Source organism: Bradyrhizobium sp. WSM1743 (assembly GCF_000473065.1).
Lineage (GTDB): Bacteria > Pseudomonadota > Alphaproteobacteria > Rhizobiales > Xanthobacteraceae > Bradyrhizobium.
The window spans coordinates 34248-55815 of sequence record NZ_AXAZ01000058.1 but is presented as its reverse complement, the minus strand read 5'-3'; the positions used below and the strand labels follow the sequence as shown (position 1 = coordinate 55815).

20 protein-coding genes are annotated in these 21568 nt (G+C 64.7%); 9 read left to right on the top strand and 11 right to left on the bottom strand.

Annotated features, from left to right (window positions below):
* Positions 1-218 (top strand): integrase core domain-containing protein (locus YU9_RS0128335; protein WP_027575831.1); only part of this gene is annotated, 218 nt, incomplete at its 5' end.
* 126 nt (positions 219-344) lie between these two features.
* Here the strand turns inward: YU9_RS0128335 and YU9_RS0128330 are convergent.
* A complete protein-coding gene (locus YU9_RS0128330; RefSeq protein WP_027575830.1) occupies positions 345-779 on the bottom strand; it encodes a hypothetical protein in 435 nt (144 codons plus the stop codon).
* 418 nt (positions 780-1197) lie between these two features.
* Between YU9_RS0128330 and YU9_RS0128325 the strand changes: the two genes are divergently transcribed.
* The 4 genes from YU9_RS0128325 to YU9_RS0128310 all read left to right on the top strand — a co-directional run bounded on the left by YU9_RS0128325 (position 1198) and on the right by YU9_RS0128310 (position 4910).
* Positions 1198-1428, top strand: coding sequence for a hypothetical protein (locus YU9_RS0128325; RefSeq protein ID WP_027575829.1), 231 nt, complete (start codon positions 1198-1200; stop codon positions 1426-1428).
* A gap of 330 nt (positions 1429-1758) precedes the next feature.
* Positions 1759-2184 (top strand): hypothetical protein, encoded by a 426-nt coding sequence (locus YU9_RS0128320; RefSeq protein WP_156952173.1) that lies wholly within the window; start codon positions 1759-1761, stop codon positions 2182-2184.
* 323 nt (positions 2185-2507) lie between these two features.
* Positions 2508-3791 carry a phosphoribosylamine--glycine ligase gene (gene purD / locus YU9_RS0128315; RefSeq protein WP_027575827.1) on the top strand — a complete coding sequence of 428 codons (1284 nt, stop codon included), beginning with the start codon at positions 2508-2510 and terminating at the stop codon, positions 3789-3791.
* Between the two features lie 216 nt (positions 3792-4007).
* The gene (locus YU9_RS0128310) at positions 4008-4910 is read left to right on the top strand and encodes an alpha/beta fold hydrolase (protein ID WP_027575826.1); all 903 of its coding nucleotides are present in this window, start codon (positions 4008-4010) and stop codon (positions 4908-4910) included.
* Positions 4911-5054: 144 nt separating this feature from the next.
* On the opposite strand, the gene YU9_RS0128300 is transcribed toward YU9_RS0128310, so the two are convergent.
* Positions 5055-5513 carry a nucleoside deaminase gene (locus YU9_RS0128300; RefSeq protein ID WP_036018360.1) on the bottom strand — a complete coding sequence of 153 codons (459 nt, stop codon included), beginning with the start codon at positions 5511-5513 and terminating at the stop codon, positions 5055-5057.
* Positions 5514-5632: 119 nt separating this feature from the next.
* Between YU9_RS0128300 and YU9_RS0128295 the strand changes: the two genes are divergently transcribed.
* Together YU9_RS0128295 and rsmD are read left to right on the top strand one after the other, a co-directional pair.
* The gene (locus YU9_RS0128295) at positions 5633-7597 is read left to right on the top strand and encodes a pseudouridine synthase (protein WP_027575824.1); all 1965 of its coding nucleotides are present in this window, start codon (positions 5633-5635) and stop codon (positions 7595-7597) included.
* A 1-nt stretch (position 7598) separates the two neighbouring features.
* Complete coding sequence (gene rsmD / locus YU9_RS0128290; protein ID WP_027575823.1) at positions 7599-8156, top strand: 16S rRNA (guanine(966)-N(2))-methyltransferase RsmD; 558 nt, start codon at positions 7599-7601, stop codon at positions 8154-8156.
* A 1-nt stretch (position 8157) separates the two neighbouring features.
* Here the strand turns inward: rsmD and mutL are convergent, their stop codons facing one another.
* Positions 8158-9969, bottom strand: a complete 1812-nt coding sequence (mutL, locus tag YU9_RS0128285; RefSeq protein ID WP_027575822.1) for a DNA mismatch repair endonuclease MutL — start codon at positions 9967-9969, stop codon at positions 8158-8160.
* Positions 9970-10289: 320 nt separating this feature from the next.
* Between mutL and YU9_RS0128280 the strand changes: the two genes are divergently transcribed.
* Entirely contained in the window at positions 10290-10592 is a 303-nt protein-coding gene (locus tag YU9_RS0128280; RefSeq protein ID WP_027575821.1) for a hypothetical protein, read from the top strand.
* A 320-nt stretch (positions 10593-10912) separates the two neighbouring features.
* Here the strand turns inward: YU9_RS0128280 and arfB are convergent, their stop codons facing one another.
* The 7 genes from arfB to YU9_RS0128245 all read right to left on the bottom strand — a co-directional run bounded on the left by arfB (position 10913) and on the right by YU9_RS0128245 (position 19946).
* Positions 10913-11329, bottom strand: a complete 417-nt coding sequence (arfB, locus tag YU9_RS0128275; RefSeq protein ID WP_027575820.1) for an alternative ribosome rescue aminoacyl-tRNA hydrolase ArfB — start codon at positions 11327-11329, stop codon at positions 10913-10915.
* Positions 11330-11460: 131 nt separating this feature from the next.
* Positions 11461-12849 carry a pitrilysin family protein gene (locus YU9_RS0128270; protein WP_027575819.1) on the bottom strand — a complete coding sequence of 463 codons (1389 nt, stop codon included), beginning with the start codon at positions 12847-12849 and terminating at the stop codon, positions 11461-11463.
* A complete protein-coding gene (locus tag YU9_RS0128265) occupies positions 12846-14237 on the bottom strand; it encodes a pitrilysin family protein (RefSeq protein WP_027575818.1) in 1392 nt (463 codons plus the stop codon). Before YU9_RS0128265 ends, YU9_RS0128270 begins: the two co-directional genes overlap by 4 nt.
* 205 nt (positions 14238-14442) lie before the next feature.
* Positions 14443-15165, bottom strand: a complete 723-nt coding sequence (locus tag YU9_RS0128260; protein ID WP_027575817.1) for a hypothetical protein — start codon at positions 15163-15165, stop codon at positions 14443-14445.
* Between the two features lie 93 nt (positions 15166-15258).
* Positions 15259-15753 (bottom strand): signal peptidase II, encoded by a 495-nt coding sequence (gene lspA, locus YU9_RS0128255; protein ID WP_027575816.1) that lies wholly within the window; start codon positions 15751-15753, stop codon positions 15259-15261.
* 9 nt (positions 15754-15762) lie between these two features.
* Positions 15763-18771, bottom strand: a complete 3009-nt coding sequence (ileS, locus tag YU9_RS0128250; protein WP_027575815.1) for an isoleucine--tRNA ligase — start codon at positions 18769-18771, stop codon at positions 15763-15765.
* A 203-nt stretch (positions 18772-18974) separates the two neighbouring features.
* Positions 18975-19946 carry a bifunctional riboflavin kinase/FAD synthetase gene (locus YU9_RS0128245; RefSeq protein WP_027575814.1) on the bottom strand — a complete coding sequence of 324 codons (972 nt, stop codon included), beginning with the start codon at positions 19944-19946 and terminating at the stop codon, positions 18975-18977.
* Between the two features lie 229 nt (positions 19947-20175).
* Here YU9_RS0128245 and YU9_RS0128240 point away from each other — a divergent pair, with 229 nt between their 5' ends.
* On the top strand, positions 20176-20571 hold the full coding sequence (locus YU9_RS0128240) for a response regulator (protein ID WP_008567674.1): 396 nt from the start codon (positions 20176-20178) through the stop codon (positions 20569-20571).
* Between the two features lie 138 nt (positions 20572-20709).
* Here the strand turns inward: YU9_RS0128240 and YU9_RS0128235 are convergent, their stop codons facing one another.
* The gene (locus YU9_RS0128235; protein WP_027575813.1) at positions 20710-21564 is read right to left on the bottom strand and encodes a TIGR01459 family HAD-type hydrolase; all 855 of its coding nucleotides are present in this window, start codon (positions 21562-21564) and stop codon (positions 20710-20712) included.
* Positions 21565-21568: the final 4 nt, after the last annotated feature.

The following is a 21568-nucleotide window of genomic DNA, read 5'->3' as shown; positions in this document are numbered from 1 at the left end:
CGGGCAATCCCTTCGACAACGCCAAGGCTGAAAGCTTCATGAAAACGCTCAAGGCTGAACAGATCAACGGCAAGGCCTTTGCCGACCTGAGCGACGCCCGCCGCCACATCAACAGCTTCATCGCGGAGGTCTACAACAAAGAGCGCCTGCACTCGGCGCTCGGATACCAGTCGCCCCTTGAGTTCGAAACCGCGTTCGCGCAAAACAACGCGCGGTAACGCATCGTGACAACCCCACTGTCACTGTAATTATCGTGTCTCACTTCAGGGGTGCAGTCCAGCATTGTCACCGTAATTGGCAGTCTGGTGCTGAAATATGGGCCGCTGTTGAAGGGACTGTTGTGACTACTCGTACCGCTCCAGTACCTTGGCCTTCGAGAACATCAGCTCGACGCGCGGCAAACCGTTCTGCGGGCTTGGCTGGCCGTCGCGATACGCCTCAAGGTGCTGATCGAAGGGGAGGCCAGCCTTCGCTGCGTCTTTGGCATTGTTGTAGTGGTTGAGATCACCGCGGAGCCGGATATCGGTTTTGAGAATCTCGAGTTTGTAGAGATATTGTTTCCCGGAGAGCCTCCAGAGCCGTTTACCTACCGCTTCGTCTTCCCAGGCGAACACCGAGCCGCCGCGGATTGCATGTCCATCCGGCAGGATCTCGCGTAAGACAGGCTCGACCATCTTTTCGATCGGGGTCAGGCTGTCGAATGAGTCTCCGCGCGATGTGATGATGTCACCGGCTTCATAGCGGTGATTGTCGTAGCGGTAGGCGATGATCGTGGTCATGAGCAATCACTTCCGGAAATGATAGACGCCGCCTGCGATGCGTCCCGCGCTTGCGACACCGAAGGCACCCGGCCGGCCTCACTTTAAGGACGAGCTTTAGAGCCTATAGTTCTGAAATTAATTGCAATTACGTGGACTCATAATGCTACCGGAGGTTGTTAATAGCACTTGGTGGCTAAATATGACTTGGCTATCATTTTTGAACGGAGACGCAACAAGCGCCCGAAAAGACACGAAATTCGTGTCGTAAAACCTTCTGGGTGGTCCTTAGTTAATACTTCGTAAATGCGACCCGGCTAGTGTTTAACAATAGGTAAACGCGGCTCTGAGGAACGGTTTTGGAAGCGTGCCTGTTATCCAGGCGAACTTAACCTAAGTGAACCCGTACAGGCGGGGTCACTGCTCAACATTCTTCGGAATGGGGGAGATTAAAGTGAGTAAACCACCCTCTTGGGTGGCCGGCGTTTTGCGCCCTAATGCGAGCGCGACCGCCGGCGCCCTATCTCAATCGAAAACTGTCGCCGATGCGTTCGGGCGAAAGCTCGGATTCGTCGTGATGATGACTGCGATTTTGGCAATCACGGTCCTCGGCGTCGCCGGTATCCTGTTTTTGCTGCATGCTCCCGGCCTCGTTCGCACCCACATCTAACCCGGTAGCCCCGGGTTTGATCCAAAGAAAAGTGCCGTAGATCCGGGCTAAGGAGGGGCTGGTTGCCTAGGGCCCGTGGCCGGCGGGCTCGGGCTGAGATACGGTCCGCGAGATTTCAGATGGGGATTTGTCTTTATGGAATGGGCTCCGAGATTCGCTCCGCCCTGGTCGTGGTTCTATCCTCTTGGGCATTCCCTGGCGGCGCGGAGCACGATCCTCATCCCGATCATCGGCTATCTGATAATCTTCAACGACAATGTCGTGCGGTACCTCAACCTAGCATCAGCTCTAGGGGCTCCGGCCCCGGAAGGCCATGTATCGATGCGGCTCATGCTGATCTATTTCGGCCTGCTGTTCGTCGCGGGTGCGATGGCCATTTACTCTTGGTATTGCCCAAACGAACCGAAGTACTACGCCAGCCCCCATGCATACGTTGGCGGTGTACAGGACAGCATCAACAAATACTCGGTGAGCCGGATTGAGAACGAGGTAGCCAACTCCGACGAGGAGTTCGCGCAGCGCTTCTGGCAGATGCGTGATGCCGCGAGGGGCATTCCCTTAGATTCAGAAAAGCAGGCCGGAAGAAATGGTCTGCTTCATGTATACTACGAGCTGAAGGACTACTCGTACCCGCTCGCGCGACGAACCACGCTTGCGCTGTACGCCATCGGGTTCGGCATCATGCTCGTACCTTCCGCCGACGTGTTCTTCAGGGTTGTGCGTCTGATGTTTAAGACGGTATTGGCCAGCGTCTGAATGCGAGGTTTTACCAACTCATCCAAAATGGAATCGCACGGATTCCAAAATGGCTGCGATGGGTTCCAATCGCAACCATGCTACAAACTGATCTGACGTTCGTGGTTGCCTCTAGCTTCCGCAGAGTACGTCATTTCGCCAAAAGCGGAGATCGATTCTGTATCGTCGCCAACCGTTCTCCGCATAGCGCGGCCCAATGCATTCCATCTCGCACCCAGGTGGGCGCCCCCGAAAGGACGGGAGATCGCCGCCCTCCCCCCTTGAGCCCCACCCCGATTCGTGCGACCTCCGCCCCCAGCAAAACCCCTCATTTCGAGCCTTCGATGCATATTCTCCTGCTCGGTTCCGGCGGCCGCGAACATGCCCTGGCGTGGAAGATCGCAGCTTCTCCCCTGGTGACCAAATTCTGGTGCGCGCCCGGCAATGCCGGCATCGCGAAGGAGGCGGAATGCGTGGCGCTCGATGTCGCCGACCATGCCGTCGTGATCGACTTCTGCAAGAAGAACGCGGTCGAGCTCGTGGTGGTCGGGCCGGAGACGCCGCTCGCGGCCGGCATCGTCGATGATCTCTCCGCCGCCGGCATCAAGGCGTTCGGGCCGAGCAAGGTGGCGGCCCAGCTCGAAAGCTCCAAGGGGTTCACCAAGGCGCTGTGCACCGAGTTCGGCATTCCGACCGGTGCCTATGAGCGATTCACCAATGCCAATGACGCGCGCGCCTATGTGCAGAGCCAGGGCGCGCCGATCGTGGTCAAGGCCGACGGCCTTGCGGCCGGCAAGGGCGTCGTCGTTGCGAAAACCGTGCGCGAGGCGGAGGACGCCATCGCCATGATGTTCGAGGGCGCCTTTGGCGAGGCCGGCGCCGAGGTCGTGATCGAGGAGTTTCTCCCGGGCCGCGAGATCAGCTTCTTCGCGCTGTGCGACGGCGAGACCGCCATTCCGCTGGCCTCCGCCCAGGACCACAAGCGCGTGTTCGACCACGACGTCGGCCCGAACACCGGCGGCATGGGCGCCTATTCGCCGACGCCGCTGGTCACGCCTGCGATCCACGACGCGATCATGGCGAAGATCATCCTGCCGACGGTATCAGGCATGAAGCAGCGCGGCACGCCGTTCCGCGGCGTGCTCTATGCCGGGATCATGCTGACGACGCAGGGCCCGAAGCTGTTCGAGTTCAACGTCCGCTTCGGCGATCCCGAGTGCCAGGTGCTGATGTTGCGCATGATGTCGGACATCGTGCCGGCGTTCCTTGCGGCCTGTGACGGGCAGCTGAAGCATTTCGATCTGCGCTGGCATCCGGAATCAGCGCTCACCGTGGTGATGGCCGCGCAGGGCTATCCCGGCGACTACCAGAAGGGCACGCGCATCCAGGGGTTGGAGGAGGCCGCCAAGGTCGAGAGCGTCGAGATCTTCCACGCCGGCACGGTCGCCAGGGACGGCGCGATTCTCGCCAATGGCGGCCGCGTGCTCAATGTCTGCGCGCTGGGCAAGACCGTGACGGAGGCGCAGGCGCGCGCCTATCAGGCCGTCGACCGCATCGACTGGCCCGAAGGCTTCTGCCGCCGCGACATCGGCTGGCAGGCGGTGGAGGCGGAGAAGGCCAAGAACTAGCAGGACTTAGCTCGTCGTTCCGGACGGCGCGCCGAACGCGCCGATCCGCAAATCTCGACGTTTGTGTCACCGCGCCGCCACATCGGCACTCCAGAATGTGCAATCAGCTGTTGGGGTTAGCAGCCCCGCAAATAATACCGCTACTGTGCATGGGGTTGTTTTCGACATTTTTGTTTGTCGGGCCGGCTCCGGGACTGACCAGAAGGATGCAAAAAGATGTCCGATCTCGCCGACCTCTATCCCGGCTTTGCCGCCGAATGGATCGACACCTCCTTCGGCCGTATCTTCGCCCGCGTCGGCGGCAAGGGGCCGCCGCTCCTGCTCCTGCACGGCTTCTCCGAGACGCACGTGATGTGGCACCAGGTGGCGCCTGAGCTTGCCGAGCACTTCACGCTGATCATCGCCGATCTGCCGGGCTATGGCTGGTCCGACATGCCCGCCAGCGATGCGCTGCACATCCCCTACAGCAAGCGCGCGATGGCGAAAGCCATGGTCGAGGCGATGGAGCGCCTCGGTCATGTGCACTTCGCGCTGGCCGGCCACGACCGCGGCGGCCGCGTCTCCTATCGCCTCGCGCTCGACCATCCCGGCCGGCTGTCGAAGCTCGCCGTGCTCGATATCCTGCCGACCTATAATTACTGGGAGCGGATGAACCGCGCTTATGCCTTGAAGATCTATCACTGGACCTTCCTGGCGCAGCCCTATCCGCTGCCGGAGACGCTGATTTCGAGCAATGGCGAATTCTTCCTGCGCTTCAAGATGGCGAGCCAGACCAAATCGAAGACGCTGGATGCGATCGACCAGCGCGCGCTCGAGCACTACATCGCCCCGTTCCGCGATCCCGCCCGCGTGCACGCCATGTGCGAGGACTACCGCGCCGGCGCCTATTTCGACTACGACCTCGACAAGGCCGATTTCGAGGCCGGCAAGAAGATCACGATCCCGATGCTGGCGCTGTGGGGCAATGCCGGCGTGGCGCAGGCCGCCGCCACGCCGCTGGACACGTGGAAGCAATGGGCGACCAATGTGGAGGGCATGCCGGTGGATTCCGGGCACTTCCTCACGGAGGAGAATCCGGAGGTGACCGCGAAGGCGCTGCGCGAGTTCTTCTTGGCTTAGGCATCGCGGTCCGCCACACCCTCAACTGTCATCGCCCGGCTTGACCGGGCGATCCAGTACTCCGTGACGGCAGTGATTGATCGATAGGCCGCGGCGTACTGGATGCCCCGGTCAAGCCGGGGCATGACAGCGGAGTGCGTTGAGCTACCGCCGCTCCCGAAAGAACTCCTTGAGCAACCGCGCCGCCTCGCTCTCGCCGACGCCGGAATAGACGTCCGGCGCGTGGTGGCAGGTCGGCGAGGCGAAGAACCGCACGCCCGATTCCACCGCGCCGCCCTTGGGATCGGCGGCGCCGTAATAGAGCCGGCGGACCCTTGCAAAGGAGATCGCGCCCGCACACATGGTGCAGGGCTCCAGCGTCACGTAGAGGTCGCAATCGACGAGGCGCTCGCTGCCGATCTTCTTCGCCGCCTCGCGCAGCGCGATGATCTCGGCATGGGCGGTCGGATCATGGTCGGTCAGCGTCCGGTTCGCCGCGGTGGCGATGACCTCGTGATTGCGGACCACCACGCATCCGATCGGAACTTCGCCCGATTTTCCGGCATTGTCGGCCGCCAGAAGCGCCAAATCCATGAAAGAGGGGGCTTTCAAGCCTCGTATCATCGCCAGAAACCTGCTACTAGCTCCGCCTTCAGCAAGAGTGGATACCGATTTTGCCTGAGCATGCGGCTCGGAACGAGCGCGCACAATGCTCATCGCGCCACCCCTAAGTGAGATCATTCATGCCTCGCGACAGCGACAAAGACAACGATTCCCGCGGCCGGCGAGGCCCGGCCAAAGGCCGCAGCGGCAAGCCGCGCGGCCCCGAGAAGAAATTCGCCAAGCGCGGATTCGAAGGCAAGGGCGACCGCGACAGCCGCCCGCCCCGCGGCGACCGCGACAGCCGTCCGTTCCGCCGTCGCGAGGAGGGCGATGCCCCGCGTCGCGAGTTCAGTGGCCGTCCCCGCTTCAAGCGCGACGACCGCGGTGGCGAGGAGCGCAGCTTCAAGCCGCGTGGCGACCGTCCGTTCAAGCCGCGCGGCGATCGCCCGAAATTCGACCGCGACGAGCGCGCGCCACGCGGCGAGCGAGGTGAGCGACGTTTCGAGGACCGCAAGTTCTCGCGTGGCGGCTCGGATCGGCCGCGCAAGGATTTTGGCCGCGACCGCGATTTCCGGGATCGCAAGGGCGACCCGGGAGATCGCAAGCGCGACTTCGAGGGCGGCGACCGCAAGCGCAGCTTTGGCGATCGCCCGCGCGATCGCGGCGAGCGCGGCGATTCCAAGCCGTGGCAGAAGCGTGAGGCGGGCCCGCGTGGTGATCGCCCGCGCAAGTCCTTCGACAAGGATTTCGGCGGCCGCGATCGCAGCGACGAGAAGCCTTGGCGTCAGCGCGACGATCGGCGTGAAGGTGGCCGTGGCGACGACCGTCCGCGTTTCTCGCGGCGCCGCGACGAGGGTGATGATCGCCCGCGTTTCTCCCGCCCGCGCGAGGAGCGTTCCGGTGACGATCGTCCGCGCTTCAACCGCTCGCGCGAGAAGCGGCCGGAAGGCCGCATGGACTGGCAGGAGCATCCGCGCAGCGAAGGCCGCTTCCGCGATCGTCCGCGCCGCGACAATGAGGACGACAGCAGGATTTTCGAGAAGCGTCCTGCCTTCGGCGGCCGCGGTGCCTATCGTGAGCGCGATCGTGATTTCGAGGGCCGGCCGCGCCGCGACGAAGCGCCGAAGCCGAAAAAGGCCGGCGAGCGCATCGCAAAGGTGCTGGCGCGCGCGGGTCTTGCCTCGCGCCGCGACGCAGAGGAGATGGTCACGCAGGGCCGCGTCACCGTCAACGGAAGGGTGATCAACTCGCCGGCGCTCGACGTTACCCGGAACGACGTCGTCATGGTCGACGGCAAGCCGTTGCCGGAGCGCGAGCGCACGCGGCTGTTCCTCTATCACAAGCCACGCGGGCTGATGACGACGCATGACGACCCCGAGGGGCGTCCGACCGTGTTCGACAATCTGCCCGAAGGGCTGCCGCGCCTGATCAGCGTCGGTCGGCTCGACTTCAACACCGAGGGCCTGCTGCTGCTCACCAATGACGGCGGGCTCGCGCGCACGCTCGAGCTGCCCGACACCGGCTGGCTGCGCCGCTACCGCGTCCGCGCCCATGGCGACGTCACCCAGGCGCAGCTCGACCAATTGAAGAGCGGCATCGAGGTCGAGGGCGTCAAATACGGTCCGATCGAGGCGACGCTGGAGCGCGACCAGGGCGCCAATGTCTGGCTGGTGTTCGCGATCCGCGAAGGCAAGAACCGCGAGGTGCGCAATGTCTGCGCCCATCTCGGCCTCGAGGTGAACCGGCTGATCCGCGTCTCCTATGGCCCGTTCCAGCTCGGCGAGATCCCCGAAGGCCAGGTCGAAGAGATCCGCTCGCGCGTGCTGCGCGAGCAGCTCGGCGAGAAGGTGATCGAGAAGTCGGGCGCGCAGTTCGACGTTCCGCAGAAATCTTCTGCGGGCGGCGGCGATGCGCCCCGCGAGAACAAGCCCGCCAGCAAGCGCGCCGTGATCAGCGACCGCAAGGGCCGCCGCGTGCTGGTGCAGCGCACCGGCAGCGAGGAGGCGCGCGAGCGCAACGAGGCGGAAGCGAGCGGCTACGGTCCGCCGCGCCGTCCCAAGCGCGGCTATCACGGCAAGCGCGACCTGACGCCGCGGGAGGACTAGCTTGCGCGTCGTCGGCGGCAGGTTGAAGGGGCGCAATCTGGCCTCACCCTCCTCGCGCGACATCCGCCCCACGGCGGACCGGTTGCGCGAGTCGGTGTTCAACATTCTCGTGCATGCTTACGACGATCCGGTTGCGGATGCGCGCGTGCTCGATCTCTTCGCCGGCACCGGCGCGCTCGGCATCGAGGCGGCCTCGCGCGGCGCCAAGTTCACGCTGTTCGTCGACAACGGCACGGAAGCACGGGCGCTGCTGCGCAACAATGTCGAGTCGCTCGGTCTCGGCGGCATCACAAAAGTCTATCGCCGCGATGCGACCGATCTCGGCCCCGCGCATCCCGTCGAGCCGTTCTCGCTGGTGTTCCTCGATCCGCCCTATGGCAAAGGCTTTGCGGAGAAGGCGCTCGCGAGCCTGCGTGACGGCGGCTGGCTGACGCCGGGTGCGCTGCTGGTGGTGGAGGAGGCGAAGGCCGCGCAATTCGTGACGCCGGAGGGGTTTGAGGAGTTGGAGCGGCGCGCTTATGACGACACGGAGTTCGTGTTTTTGAAGCGCAATACTTAACTCACCTCCGCCCGAACAGCTTCTCCACATCGCTCAGCTTCAGCTCGACATAGGTCGGGCGGCCGTGATTGCACTGGCCGGAGTTCGGCGTCTCCTCCATCTCGCGGAGCAGGGCGTTCATCTCTTCCGGCCGCAGCCTGCGGCCGGCGCGCACCGAGCCGTGGCAGGCCATGGTGGCGGCGACATGCATCAAACGACGTTCGAGCGGCAACGCCTCGTCCCATTCGGCCATGTGCTCGGAAAGATCGCGGAGTAGCCCGCCCGCATTGGTCTTGCCGAGCAGCGACGGCGTCTCGCGCACCGCGACCGCTCCGGGGCCGAAGGATTCGATGGCAAGGCCGAATGAGGCTAGTTCCTCGCTGCGCTCCAGCAGGCGCTCGACCGTCGCTTCGTCCATCTCGACGATCTCGGGAATCAACAGGATCTGCCGTTGCACGCCGTTTGCGGCGAGCGAATCCTTGAGGCGCTCGTAGACGATGCGCTCATGCGCGGCGTGCTGATCGACGATGATCAGGCCGTCTCGGGTCTGCGAGACGATGTAGGTCTCGTGGATCTGCGTGCGCGCCGCGCCGAGCGGGCGGTCGACGAGGTCTGCCACCGGCTGCGTCTCGATCCGCACGTCCGCGCTGGGCGCGCCGACATCGAAGGCAGCCTGCGCGCGCTCGGCGAAGGCGGGGGCGACCGAGCCTTCGAATGACGGCATCGGCGCGACCGGGGCGGATGGCGAGGCGCGCCAGTCCCAGCTTGCCGCGCGCGGCGTGAACGCGGGCCGGAACGAGGACAGCGCGCTCGCGCCGCTGTTGGCGGCCGTGCGGCGGCCCTCGCGGGCGAGCGCTTCCTTCAATCCGTGCACGATCAAGGCGCGGACGAGGCCTGCGTTGCGGAAGCGCACCTCGGTCTTGGCCGGATGCACGTTGGCGTCGACCTCGCGCGGATCGAGCGTGACGAACAGCGCCAGCACCGGATGGCGGTCGCGCGGCAGATAGTCGGAATAGGCCGCGCGCACCGCCCCCAGGATCAGCTTGTCGCGCACCGGGCGGCCGTTGACGAAGAGATATTGCCCGAGCGCATTGGCCTTGGTGAGCGCCGGAGCCGCGGCATAGCCGGCGACCACGACGCCCTCGCGCTCGGCATGGACCTCGATGGCATGGCTGCGGAATTCGGCGCCGAGGATATCGCCGAGCCGCGTCAGCCGCCCGGCGGCGCCGGGCAGGGCGGCGGCCCAGGTCACCGGCGCGCGCTCCTCGCCGGCGAGCGTGAAGGCGACGTCGGGCCGCGCCATGGCGAGGCGCCGCACCACCTCGCGGATCGCTTCCGCCTCGGTGCGGTCGGTCTTCAAAAACTTCAGCCGCGCCGGCGTCGCATAGAAGAGATCGCCAACCTCGACGCGCGTGCCATGCGCCAGCGCCGCCGGCATGATCTCGGACTTCTCGCCGCCCTCGACCGACAGCGCCCAGGCATGCGGCTCGCTGGCGTGCCGCGTGGTGATCGACAGCCGCGCAACCGAGCCGATCGAGGGCAGGGCCTCGCCGCGGAAGCCGAGGGTGCGGATCTGGAGCAGATCCTCGTCGTCGAGCTTGGACGTGGCGTGGCGTTCCACGGCGAGCGCGAGGTCCTTCGCGGTCATGCCGCTACCGTCATCGGTGATGCCGATCCGCCGCCGCCCGCCGCCATCGGTGAAGACGTCGATTCGGCTCGCGCCGGCATCGATGGCGTTCTCGACGAGTTCCTTGACCACGCTCGCCGGACGTTCGACCACCTCGCCGGCGGCGATGCGGTTGACGACCTGTTCTGGCAATTGGCGGACGGGCATGAGGCTCACTCGGCGAATATCCCCAGTCTAATGCCGTGCAGCAACAAATGCATGCGGGAGGTCGAGCTTCCCACACACGAAATGCGGATAGTTTTCAGCTCGCGTCGTCGCTGGGAATGCGTGGCATGTTCCGCGCTGCCTTATATGCGGAGCACAATTCCGCGAAACCGCCGTCAAATCCCTAAACGTTCACCACACGATGCGCATTGCATGACGGTTGCGCCGCTTGAACTCTCTACGCGATGCAATGGCCCGGTGCAGACGAGCGGCGCAGGGAGAGCCGCCGAGCCATTCATTGCGAAAAAATCCAGGAGAAATGGATGAAGTTGGTGAAGACCTCGATGATCGCATGCGCTCTGTCGGCTCTCGTTGCGACGCCTGTTCTCGCGCAAGGCGCGCCACCCGCCAAGACAGGCGGCACGGTGCAAAGCAAACCCATGCAAGGCGGCACGATGGGCAGCGGCGATGAGGAAATGAATGCTCAGCCGGGCGCAGCGGGCGAGAAGACCGGCATGAAGTCAACCAAGGGCACCAGGGGCACGGCCGGCACCACGGGTAGCGCTGCGCACAAGGGAACGGCCGACGATACCGCGACGGGCGGTGCCACGGGCAAGCGCTACTAGCCATCCGGGTGAAACGGCAAAACTCCGGTCGCCTTGCGGCCGGAGTTTTTTGCCGCGCCAGTTAAAGCGGAATGGCTTTTGGTTGAATCGATGCTGCGGCTCGTTCACCTCTCCCGTTTGCGGGAGAGGCGTAGGCCGCCTCCGGCGGCCGTCGTCTCAAGAGACGCCGAGGCAAAGCCTCGGCTATGGCGAAGCGCCGGGTGAGGGCTTCGTCCTCCTGGGGATTGTCCCATTGCGGAGGCACCCTCTCCCCGGCCCTCTTCCGCAAGCGGGAGAGGGAGCGCACCTCCGTCGTTGCAACAATCAAGCCTCATAACGCTTCAGTCGTCGAAGCTCCGGCCGCGGCCGGCCTTGATGTCGCTGCGGCGTTTCTTGCCTTCGAGCCGGCGCTGCTTGGAGGCGAAGGTCGGCCGCGTCGCACGCCGCGGCGTCGGCCGCACCATGGCTTCCTTGAGGATCTCGACGAGGCGGTCGATGGCGTCCTGGCGGTTGCGCTCCTGGGTACGGAAGCGCTGAGCGTGGATCACGATGACGCCGTCCTTGGTCATGCGCTGGCCGGCGATGCGGGCGAGGCGCAGCGCGGCATCCTCGGGCAAGGTCAGCTTGCGGGTGTCGAAGCGCAGCTGCGCGGAGGTCGCGACCTTGTTGACGTTCTGCCCACCCGGGCCGGAGGCGCGGACAAAGCCGATCTCGATGTCGTCCTCGTCGATGACGAGATCGCGGGATATCCGCAGCATGATGGCACCATTCGTGATGTCCGGACATACCGCGGACGTCGGCCCTCAGCAATGGCGCTGCCGCGAAACGCAAATGGCCGGGCGAGCCCGGCCATTTCAGGAAGCGTATGGAGAGGAGGTCAGTTCGAACGCTAATTCGATTTGGGCGCCGTGGCCGCCGGCTGTGCGGCGGCCTGCGGGGCGCGGCCGACGACGACAGTCAGCAGCCCCTGGCCCCAGAGACGCTTGGCGGTCGCCTTGGCATCGTCCAGCGTCACCGCATCGACGATGGCGTTGCGCTTCTCGATATAGTCGATCGGCAGCTTGTCCTGCTGATATTGCAGCAGCGCCTGCGCCAGCTTGGACGAGGTGTCGAGCGCCAGCATCTGCGAGCCCTTGAGGTAGGACTTGGCCTCGTCGAGCTCCTTCTGCGTCGGGCCTTCCTCGGCGATGCGGCGCGCCTCCTTCTCGACGGCGTCGATGGTGTCGCCGGCGCGGTCGGCGCGGGTGCCGGTATTGCCGATGAAAACCGCCGAATGCTCCATCCAGAGCAACGATTCGAACACCGAATAGGCCAGCCCGCGCTTCTCGCGCACCTCGCGATAGAGGCGGGAGGACAAGCCGCCGCCGCCGAGGATGTGGTTGACGACATAGGCCGCCATGAAGTTGGGATCGCTGCGCTTCACGCCGGGGCCGCCGAAGGTGATCACGGTCTGCGGCACGTCGAGCGTCACGAAAGTGCGCTGCGGCGGCTTTGCAGCCTCGACGTCGGGGACCGGCGTCAGATTAGCCTTGGCGGGCAGGCTACCGAAGGTGTGGTCGAGCAGCTTGCCCAGGGTCGCCGGATCGACGTCGCCGACGACCGCGATCTTGAGCCCATCCTTGGCGAGGACGCGGCCGACATAATCCCTCATGTCGGCGACCGTGATCGTCGGCACGCTGTCGAGGTTGCCGTTGCTCTGCCGGCTGTAGGGGTGATCGCCGAAGGCGACTTCCAGGAACTTGCGGCTCGCCAGCGAGGTCGGATTGGTGGTCTCGCGGCGCAGGCCCGAGATGACCTGCGAGCGGATACGTTCGACGTCGGCGCTGTCGAAATGCGGCGAGGTCAGTGCCATCCTGAGCAGGTCGAAGGCCTCGTCCTTGTTGTCGCGCAGCATGCGTAGGCTGCCGCGGAGGGTGTCGCGGGTGGCGTTGAAGGAGAGCTCGATGGCGCGGCGGTCGAGCCGTTCATGGAACGTCTTGGAATCGAGATCGCCGGAGCCTTCGTCGAGGAGATCGCCGACGAGGTTGGCGACGCCGGGCTTGTCCTTGGGATCCTGCGCCGAGCCGCCGGCGAAGGAATATTCCATCGCGATCAGCGGCACGGTCGCGTCCTGCACGAACCAGGCTTCGATGCCGCCCGGCGAGATCAGGTGCTGGATTTTTGCGGCGGCCTGCGACGGCGAGACTGCCGCCAGCGCGAGCGCCGCGCCGGTGACGAAGGACAGCGCCAAATGTCTTGTGCGAACGAAGTGTCTTGCGCGAAGGAAAGGATAGGTCACGAACGCTTCTCCTCACGCTTGGCGGTGGCGGTGTCCTTGATCAGATAGCCCGTCACGGAACGCTTCTTCTCGAGCCATTTCTGCGCGACAGCGCGGACCTGCTCGGCGGTGACGGCGCGGATGCGATCGGGCCAGCTCCTGATGTCCTCGATCGATAGGCCCGTGGTCAGCGCGCCGCCGTACCAGCGCGCCAGCACCGCCTGGTTGTCCTGGGCGTAGATCGCTTCGGCGATGAGCTGGGTCTTGACCCGTTCCAGATCCTCGGCGCGGATCGGGTTCTGCGCCACGTTGGCAATGACACCGTCGACCGCCTGTTCCACTTCTGCGAAGCTGACGCCGGGTTTCGGCGCGGCCGAGATCGCGAATTGGGTCGGGTCGAGCGAGATGCTCGAATAGCTGGCGCTGGCGGAGACCGCGAGCGATTTGTCGACGACGAGGGCGCGGTAGAGATAGGAATTGCTGCCGCTGCCCATCAGCTGCGCCAGCACGTCGAGGGCCGCGCTCTCGCCGGCCGCGGCCGTGGTCGCCGAGGGCACCAGATAATAGCGCCGCATGTTCGGCTGCTCGACGCGCGGGTCGGCCAGCGTGACGGTGCGCGGGGCGGCGGGCTCCGGCTCCTGGGGACGGACACGCCGCGCCGGGATTGCGGGCTGGGCGGGAATGGAGCCGAAATTACGCTCGACCAGTGGGCGGATTTCGGCGGCGTCGACGTCGCCGGCGATCACCAGGATCGCGTTGTTCGGCGCATAGAAGCGACGATAGAAGGCGAGCGCATCCTCGCGATCGAGCTTTTCGATCTCCTGATGCCAGCCGATCACCGGACGCCCATAGGGATGGTTGAGATAGAGCCCGGCCATGATCTGCTCGTTCAGCCGCGCGTCCGGATTGTTGGCGACACGCATATTGTACTCTTCGAGCACGACGTCGCGCTCGGGCAGGACGTTCTCGTCCTTGAGGACGAGGCCCGTCATGCGGTCGGCCTCGAATTCCATCATGGTCGGCAGCTGCTCTTTCGGCACACGCTGGTAGTAGTTGGTGTAGTCGACCGAGGTCGAGGCGTTCTCGTTGCCGCCGACGCGAAGCACGGTCTGGGAGAATTCTCCGGCCGGGTGCTTCGAGGTGCCCTTGAACATCAGGTGCTCGAGGAAATGGGCGAGGCCGGACTTGCCCGGCGTCTCGTCGGCCGATCCGACCTTGTACCAGATCATCTCGGTGACCACGGGGGTGCGGTGATCCGGGATCACCACAACCTGCATGCCGTTATTGAGCGTGAAGCTGGCGGGTGGAGCCGATGTCACCGTGGTCTGGGCAAGGGCGGCGCCGGCCGAGAGGACACTCGTCGAAAGCAGCGCGGCAAGTAGGCAGGCAGCCGATCGGTAAGAGGACATCGTGATCCCTAGTGAAAGGTCGAGCCCGGATCTCCGGCTCGGAAGGCACGGCATGCTACACCGTGCGGCTGAGGCTTCGCGTCACGAAGCAGAGAACTCAACGCGTAGGCAAGTTACCGATAGGCAATTTTGAACGGCGTCGGACGGACGTGAGCCGCCGATCCTCGATTCGCGTCGGTCAGAATGTCACGACGGGATAGGAACGTTATTGTTCCTTTTCCTTGCCTGACATGATGTCGTAATACATCCGCCGCGACTTGTCCGGCCCGGCGCCATAGGCATAGTTCGGCGACGGCGTCTGGTAGCCCGGCGGCGGCTCGACCAGCGACTGGCGCGGCGGCTCGCTGGTGAATTTCTTCTCTTCGGTGCCGTTGCCGCCCTTCATCATGTTCCACAGACCACCAGTATAACCCAGCTCGGCGGGGCTGAGTGACGGATTGCCGTTGGTGCCCGGCTGAATTGGATCGTTGCTGGTGCGGGGCGCTGCGGCAACCTGTCCGGCCTTCATCTCGGCGGGCGTCAGCGGCTGGGCGGCCTGCCAGTTCTCCGTTGCCTTGCTGGCCTTCTTGCGCGCGGCGATGGCTTCCTTGCGGCGCTTTTCCTCGGGGTCCTTGGGCCAGTTCGGCGCAGCCTTGGCTTCGGTCGCAGGGGGCGGCAGATCGAGCTTGGGCGGCACGACCAGTGGCGAGCGCTCGCGGTATTCGATGCCCTTCTTCTCCATGCTCTTGGCGCCGAGGCCGGACATCAGATTGTCGATCAGCCTCTCTTCGAAGGTCATATCGTCTTCCTCGTCGTCGTCACCGGCGCGGGCCGCGCCGGTCGACATGACGAGACCAATGCCGAGTGCGACAGCGGACAATTTCAATGCCCGCCAGAACCCCCACCGGGGGTCTTGCACCATCGAACCGCTGGTCATCGCGCTGCGCATCACTTTACCTGTTCCATATTGTGGCAGATTGCCGCTCGCGCGCGGTTCCCTCGCAAAAGCGGGGTTCCACCGGCCGGTCCGTATCGGCCGGGATCAGGGCGCTTTTGCGGCGGGTACCCCCAGGAAGGAATCATACAATAGCGCTGCCACCCCAGCAACGATGGCCACGTCCGCAAGGTTAAATACATACCAATTATAGGTATTTCCGGCGATCTCGATGTGGAGCAGGGCGAAATCCACCACCGCGCCGTAGGCCAGGCGGTCGATGCCGTTACCGATGGCGCCGCCGATGATCAGGCCGAGCGCTATCGTAGCGAGCACGGTCTGCGAGCGGGCCATCCAGATCGCCAGCGCGACCACCGCGATACCTTTGACGGCCATCAGCGCGAGCTGCGCGGCCTGGCTGTCATTTTGGAGCCAGCCGAAGCTGATGCCGATATTCCAGGCCAGCACCAGGTCGAAGAACGGTGTCACCCGCACCGCGCCGCGATGGGCGAGGTCGAAGACGTTCAGGAGCCAGAGTTTCGAGGCCTGGTCGGCCACGAGCGTGACCACGGCCGAGAGGATGCCGGCGCGGAGCGGGGTCATGGCCTACGATCAGACGCTTACCCCCAGCGCCTTCCATTCGCGCAGCGCCTTCGCATCGCGCGGGGTGACGTCGGGGTATTCAGGGTCCTCGCCGACCGTCGGCGAAATCTTCCAGGAGCGGGCGCATTTGGTGCCGACCGCCTTCTCCACCACGACCGCGACGCCGGGCACGGCATCGAGACGGAACGCCGACGCCGGCGCCTCGCCCTCACGCACCTCGTAGTTCGAGGTGATGCAGATCTCGGCGAGATCGGTGTCGAACAGCGTCATCAGCAGGTCCCGGTCGGCGACATAGATCACCGGCGATGCTTCGAGCGAGGAGCCGATGTTCTTGGCGGCGCGTTCCAGCTCGAGCGCCCCGGTGACGACGCGGCGGACGTTGCGGATCGTCTCCCACTTCGCGGCGAGCTTGTCGTCGCGCAGATTTTCGAGATGGGGCGGGAACAGCGTCAGATGCACCGACGGCTCGGCGTCGGGCCGGTACATGCGCCAGGCTTCCTCCGCGGTGAAGCTGAGGATCGGGGCCAGCCATTTCAGAATCGAGGCGCACAACAGATCGATGGTCGTCAGCGCCGCCTTGCGCGTCAGTGACGACGGCGGATCGCAATAGAGCGTGTCCTTGCGGATGTCGAAGTAGAACGCGGAGAGCTCGCTGTTGAGGAAGGCGGACAGAATAGCGACCACGGTCTTGTAGTCGAACTCCCGATAGGCCTTGCCGATCGCGGCGGCGCGCACCGCGAGCTCGTGCAGCATGAATCGCTCGAGCTCGGGCATCTCGGCGGGCGCGACTGCGTCGGCCGGCTTGTAGTGATGCAGGGTGCCCAGCATCCAGCGCACGGTGTTGCGCAGCTTGCGATAGGTCTCGACGGTGTTCTTCAGGATCTCGGGGCCGATGCGCTGGTCGTCGGTGTAGTCGCAGGACGCGACCCAGAGCCTCAGGATGTCGGCGCCGGACTCCTTGATGACCGCCTGCGGCTCGATGGTGTTGCCGAGCGACTTCGACATCTTGCGGCCGTCCTCGGCCTGGGTGAAGCCATGGGTCAGCACGATGTCGTAAGGCGCCCGGCCGCGCGTGCCACAGCTTTCCAGCAGCGAAGAGTGGAACCAGCCGCGGTGCTGATCCGAGCCTTCGAGATACATCACCGTGTCGGTGCCGCCATCGACCTTGCGCTTGATCCCGGCGAGGCCTGGAAAGTGCACGGGGTCTTCGAGCACGAAGGCGTGGGTTGAGCCTGAATCGAACCAGACGTCGAGAATGTCGTCGACCTTCTGCCAGTCCTCGTTCGCGCGCGACCCGAGGAAGCGCTCGCGCGCGCCCTTCGCGTACCAGGCGTCGGCGCCTTCCTTCTCGAAAGCTTCACCGATGCGCGCATTGACGGCCTCGTCCTGGAGGATCTCGGCGGAGCCGTCGCCCTTCTCGCGCACGAATACGGCGATCGGCACGCCCCAGGCGCGCTGGCGCGAGATCACCCAGTCCGGCCGGGCCTCGATCATGCCGTTGATGCGGTTTTCGCCCGATGGCGGCACCCATTGCGTCACCGAGATCGCGTGCAGCGCGCGGGCGCGCAGCGTATCGCCGCTCTTCGCTTTGCCGCCCTGGACCACATCCTTGTCCATCGCGATGAACCATTGCGGCGTGTTGCGGAAGATCACCGGCTTCTTGGAGCGCCAGGAGTGCGGATATTGATGCTTCAGCCGGCCACGCGCGAGCAGCATGCCTCTGTCGACGAGCGCCTTGATCACGGCCTCGTTGGCATCGCCCTTCTCGCCCTTGTCGGTGATGACGCGCTTGCCGGCAAAGCCCGGCGCATGATCGGTGTAGGCGCCGTTCTCATCGACGGTGTAGGGGATCGCGGTGTTGATGCCGCGCGCATCGAGATCGCGCGCATGCGCCATCCAGGCGTCGAAGTCCTCGCGGCCATGGCCGGGCGCCGTGTGCACGAAGCCAGTGCCGGTGTCGTCGGTGACATGGTCGCCGGGCAGCAGCGGCACGATGAAGTCGTAGCCGCCGCCAAGACCCTTCAGCGGATGGGCACATTCGATCGCGTCCATGGTGTCGCCGGGGACCTCGCGGACCTTCTCATAAGCGGTCACGCGCGCCTGCTTGAAGACGTCTTCTGCGAGCGCGTCGGCGAGGATCAGGAGGTCGCCGGTCTTGGCCCAATTGTCGGCGGGGGCGTCCGTCACCTTGTAGAGACCATAGGCGATCTTCGGCGAGAACGAGATGGCGCGGTTACCCGGCAGCGTCCAGGGCGTTGTGGTCCAGATCACGACGCTTGCGGAGGCGAGCGCACCGTGCGCGGGCGAGGTCACCGGGAATTTCACCCAGACCATGTCGCTCGTGTAGTCCTCGTACTCCACTTCGGCTTCGGCCAGCGCGGTCTTCTCGACCACGCTCCACATCACCGGCTTGGAGCCGCGATAGAGCGTGCCGTTTGCGGCGAACTTCATCAGCTCGCGTGCGATCTGGGCTTCGGCGGGATAGCTCATGGTGGCGTAGGGATGGTCCCAGTCACCGATCACCCCGAGGCGCTTGAACTCCTCGCGCTGCACGCCGAGCCAGTGCGTGGCGTAGGCGCGGCACTCTTTCCGGAAATCGATCATTGCGGCAGAGTCGCGGAAGTCGGGCTTCTGCTTGCCCTTCTTGCGATAGTGTTCTTCCTCGACCTTCCACTCGATCGGCAGGCCGTGGCAGTCCCAGCCCGGCACGTAGTTGGAATCGAAGCCCAGCATCTGCTGGCTCTTGGTGACGAGATCCTTCAGGATCTTGTTCAGCGCCGTGCCGATATGGATGTTGCCGTTGGCGTAGGGCGGGCCGTCATGCAGCACGAACTTGGCGCGGCCCTTCGCACTCTCGCGCAGCCTCTCGTAGAGGCCGATCTCGTACCAGCGCTTGAGGATCTCCGGCTCGCGTTGCGGCAGGCCGGCGCGCATCGGGAATTCGGTCTGCGGCAGGAACAGGGTTTTCGAATAGTCTTTGACTTCAGGCTTTTGGGACTTTTGCGGCTTTTCGGACATGAGGCTGACTGGCTCGGAAGGGCGCGGGAACAGATGGCGATGCGGAATCGCGGGGTGAAACGACAAAATCCCGGTCTTGCGCCGAGCCTTTAGGCTCAGGCGGAAGCCGGGCTGCTAATCCCTATGATGCGCCGCGCAAACATGGGCTCTCCATAGCAGGGGGGCGGAGGAAGCGCAAAGGTTCGGCCGGCCCGGTTTCGGGCTCAATCAATCTCGCCCAGCTTCGGAAACGCGTCCGGGGCGGCGGCCAGGATGGCGCGGGCGCGGGCGGAATCGTCGTCCATCTGGCGGATCAGGGCCTCCAGGCTGTCGAATTTCAGCTCCTCGCGGATGAAGCCGATGAAGGCGCAGTCGAGCGCCTGCCCGTAAAGGTCGCCCTTGAAGTCGAACAGGAAGATTTCCAGCAGCGGGGCGCCATTGTCGAAGGTCGGACGGCGGCCGAAGCTGGCCACCCCGTCCAGCCGCTCGGTCCCCCGGCCGACCCGCACCGCGTAGATGCCGTGCTTGAGGCCGCAATTGGCATCCAGGCGGATGTTGGCGGTGGGATAGCCGAGATCGCGGCCGCGCTTTTCGCCGGGGATGACCTCGCCGGTGATGAACCAGGGCGCGCCCAGCATGGTCGTGGCTTGGTCGAGCTGGCCCTCGGCGAGGGCGATCCGGATCGCGCTGGAGGAGACGGGCCGTTCGTCGATATCGACATGCGGCTGCACGTCGACCTCGATGCCGAGCCGGGGCGCCTCGTTGACGAGAAGGCTCGGCGAGCCGACCCGTCCCTTGCCGAAATGGAAGTCGTAGCCGACCGCGATGCCGCTGACGCCGAGACGCCCGATCAGGTCATGGTGAATGAAATCTTGCGCGCTGGTTCCGGCGCGCGCCTTGTCGAAGGTCATGACCACGGCGCCGGCAAGCCCGGTGCCGGCCAGAAGCCGCAGCTTGGCCCGCTCATCCGTCAGGCGGAATTGCGGGGTGTTGGGGCTGAAAAACCGCCGCGGATGCGGCTCGAAGGTCAATGCCAGTGCAGGGCGGCCATGCGCCCTGCCCATCTCCAGGGCAGCCGCGATCACGGCGCGGTGGCCGAGATGAACGCCATCGAAATTGCCCATGGCGACCACGGCGTCCCTCGGAATCGCGGAATCCGGCGTCGTGTCGCGGATAACGGTAAAAGGCGGAGCCATCAGGGGAATTCTCGAACCGGGCAGGACCGGCCCGGACCGTGGCGCGACCGGCCTGACGAAGTCAAGCGGGGGGAGCGCAGACATTGAACACGATTTCAATCCTTCGGAGCTGTCCGCAGTTAACGGGCTGTTTAACGCCTTGATGCTAGTCCTTGAGGCGTGGAACTACCGGGCTTCGGCCTGGCGGGTCCGATCGTAATATTCCTGGGTATGCGTTGGGGGAGTCGAGATGGCGGTTGATTTGTCGATGCCGGTTCTGGTGGTGGATGACTACAGCACCATGATCCGTATCATCCGGAATCTGCTGAAGCAGCTTGGCTTCGAGAATATCGATGATGCCAGCGACGGTTCGGCAGCGCTGAACAAGATGCGTGGCAAGAAGTACGGGCTCGTGATCTCCGACTGGAACATGGAGCCGATGACGGGTTACGACCTCCTGCGCGAGGTCCGCGCGGATCCGAACCTCGCCACCACGCCTTTCATCATGATCACCGCGGAATCGAAGACCGAGAACGTGATCGCGGCCAAGAAGGCCGGCGTGAACAATTACATCGTCAAGCCGTTCAATGCGGCGACGCTGAAGACCAAGATCGAGGCGGTCTTCCCGGACATGGCGAGCGCGTAAGCGCTTTGGTGTCCCGGACAAGGCGCGGCACGTCAGTGACGCGACGCTGAGCCGGGACCCAGTCTATCCACGACGTCACTGCGGTTTCTGGGCCCCGGCTCTGCAGCTCTTCGAGCTGCGTCCGGGGCACAATATTTTCTACCACTTCAATTCGCGCATCAGCGCCTTCGGCGGGTGGCCGAACAATTCCATCACCGAATTCGGGTCGAGCTGGTCGAGACCCTCGAACTCCTCGGCATGGATGCCGCGGGTCACGAACAGGCAGTCGATGCCGAATTCGCGCGCGCCGGTGAGGTCGGTGCGGACGGAATCGCCGATCGCCAGCACCTTCTTGCGATCGATCTGGTGGCCTTGGCGTTCGCCGGCGAGCGCCATCGCGCGCTCGTAGATCGGCCGGTGCGGCTTGCCGTAGAAGATCACCTCGCCGCCGAGCTCGCGGTAGAGCTCCGCGATCGCGCCGGCGCAATAGATCAGCCGGTCGCCGCGTTCCACCACGATGTCGGGATTGGCGCAGACCAGCGTCAGCTTGCGCTCGCGCGCCTTCAGCATCATGCCGCGATAGTCTTCCGCCGTTTCGGTCTCGTCGTCATAGAGGCCCGTGCAGACGATGTAATCGGCTTCCTCCAGCGGCGCGGTCACCGCATCGAGGCCGCGGTAAATCGAGTTGTCGCGCTCGGGGCCGAGCCAGAACATCTTGCGGCCGGGATGCTCGGCGACATAGAGCCGGGTCAAGTCGCCTGAAGATACGATCGCGTCATAGGTCTCATCCGGGACGCCGAGCTTGCGCAATTGCCGCTGCACGGAGTCGGCCGGGCGCGGCGCGTTGGTGATCAGGATCACCGTACCGCCACGGCTGCGATAGGTGTGCAGCGCCTCGCAGGCTTCGGGGAAGCATTCCAGGCCGTTATGAACCACGCCCCAGATGTCGCTGAGCACGACGTCGACGCCGCCCACGAGCTCGCGCAGGCCTTCGGCAAAATGCAGCGTGGTCATGATG

Bases quoted from the DNA above. Each gene is read 5' to 3' on its own strand.
- YU9_RS0128330 (WP_027575830.1), bottom strand. From the start codon at position 779: ATGACCACGATCATCGCCTACCGCTACGACAATCACCGCTATGAAGCC.
- YU9_RS0128295 (WP_027575824.1), top strand. From the start codon at position 5,633: ATGCCTCGCGACAGCGACAAAGACAACGATTCCCGCGGCCGGCGAGGC.
- YU9_RS0128235 (WP_027575813.1), bottom strand. From the start codon at position 21,564: ATGACCACGCTGCATTTTGCCGAAGGCCTGCGCGAGCTCGTGGGCGGC.
- YU9_RS0128240 (WP_008567674.1), top strand. From the start codon at position 20,176: ATGGCGGTTGATTTGTCGATGCCGGTTCTGGTGGTGGATGACTACAGC.
- arfB (WP_027575820.1), bottom strand. From the start codon at position 11,329: ATGCTGCGGATATCCCGCGATCTCGTCATCGACGAGGACGACATCGAG.
- ileS (WP_027575815.1), bottom strand. From the start codon at position 18,771: ATGTCCGAAAAGCCGCAAAAGTCCCAAAAGCCTGAAGTCAAAGACTAT.
- purD (WP_027575827.1), top strand. From the start codon at position 2,508: ATGCATATTCTCCTGCTCGGTTCCGGCGGCCGCGAACATGCCCTGGCG.
- YU9_RS0128280 (WP_027575821.1), top strand. From the start codon at position 10,290: ATGAAGTTGGTGAAGACCTCGATGATCGCATGCGCTCTGTCGGCTCTC.
- YU9_RS0128320 (WP_156952173.1), top strand. From the start codon at position 1,759: ATGCTGATCTATTTCGGCCTGCTGTTCGTCGCGGGTGCGATGGCCATT.
- lspA (WP_027575816.1), bottom strand. From the start codon at position 15,753: ATGACCCCGCTCCGCGCCGGCATCCTCTCGGCCGTGGTCACGCTCGTG.
- YU9_RS0128300 (WP_036018360.1), bottom strand. From the start codon at position 5,513: ATGATACGAGGCTTGAAAGCCCCCTCTTTCATGGATTTGGCGCTTCTG.
- YU9_RS0128260 (WP_027575817.1), bottom strand. From the start codon at position 15,165: ATGCGCAGCGCGATGACCAGCGGTTCGATGGTGCAAGACCCCCGGTGG.
- YU9_RS0128325 (WP_027575829.1), top strand. From the start codon at position 1,198: ATGGGGGAGATTAAAGTGAGTAAACCACCCTCTTGGGTGGCCGGCGTT.
- YU9_RS0128245 (WP_027575814.1), bottom strand. From the start codon at position 19,946: ATGGCTCCGCCTTTTACCGTTATCCGCGACACGACGCCGGATTCCGCG.
- YU9_RS0128265 (WP_027575818.1), bottom strand. From the start codon at position 14,237: ATGTCCTCTTACCGATCGGCTGCCTGCCTACTTGCCGCGCTGCTTTCG.
- mutL (WP_027575822.1), bottom strand. From the start codon at position 9,969: ATGCCCGTCCGCCAATTGCCAGAACAGGTCGTCAACCGCATCGCCGCC.
- YU9_RS0128310 (WP_027575826.1), top strand. From the start codon at position 4,008: ATGTCCGATCTCGCCGACCTCTATCCCGGCTTTGCCGCCGAATGGATC.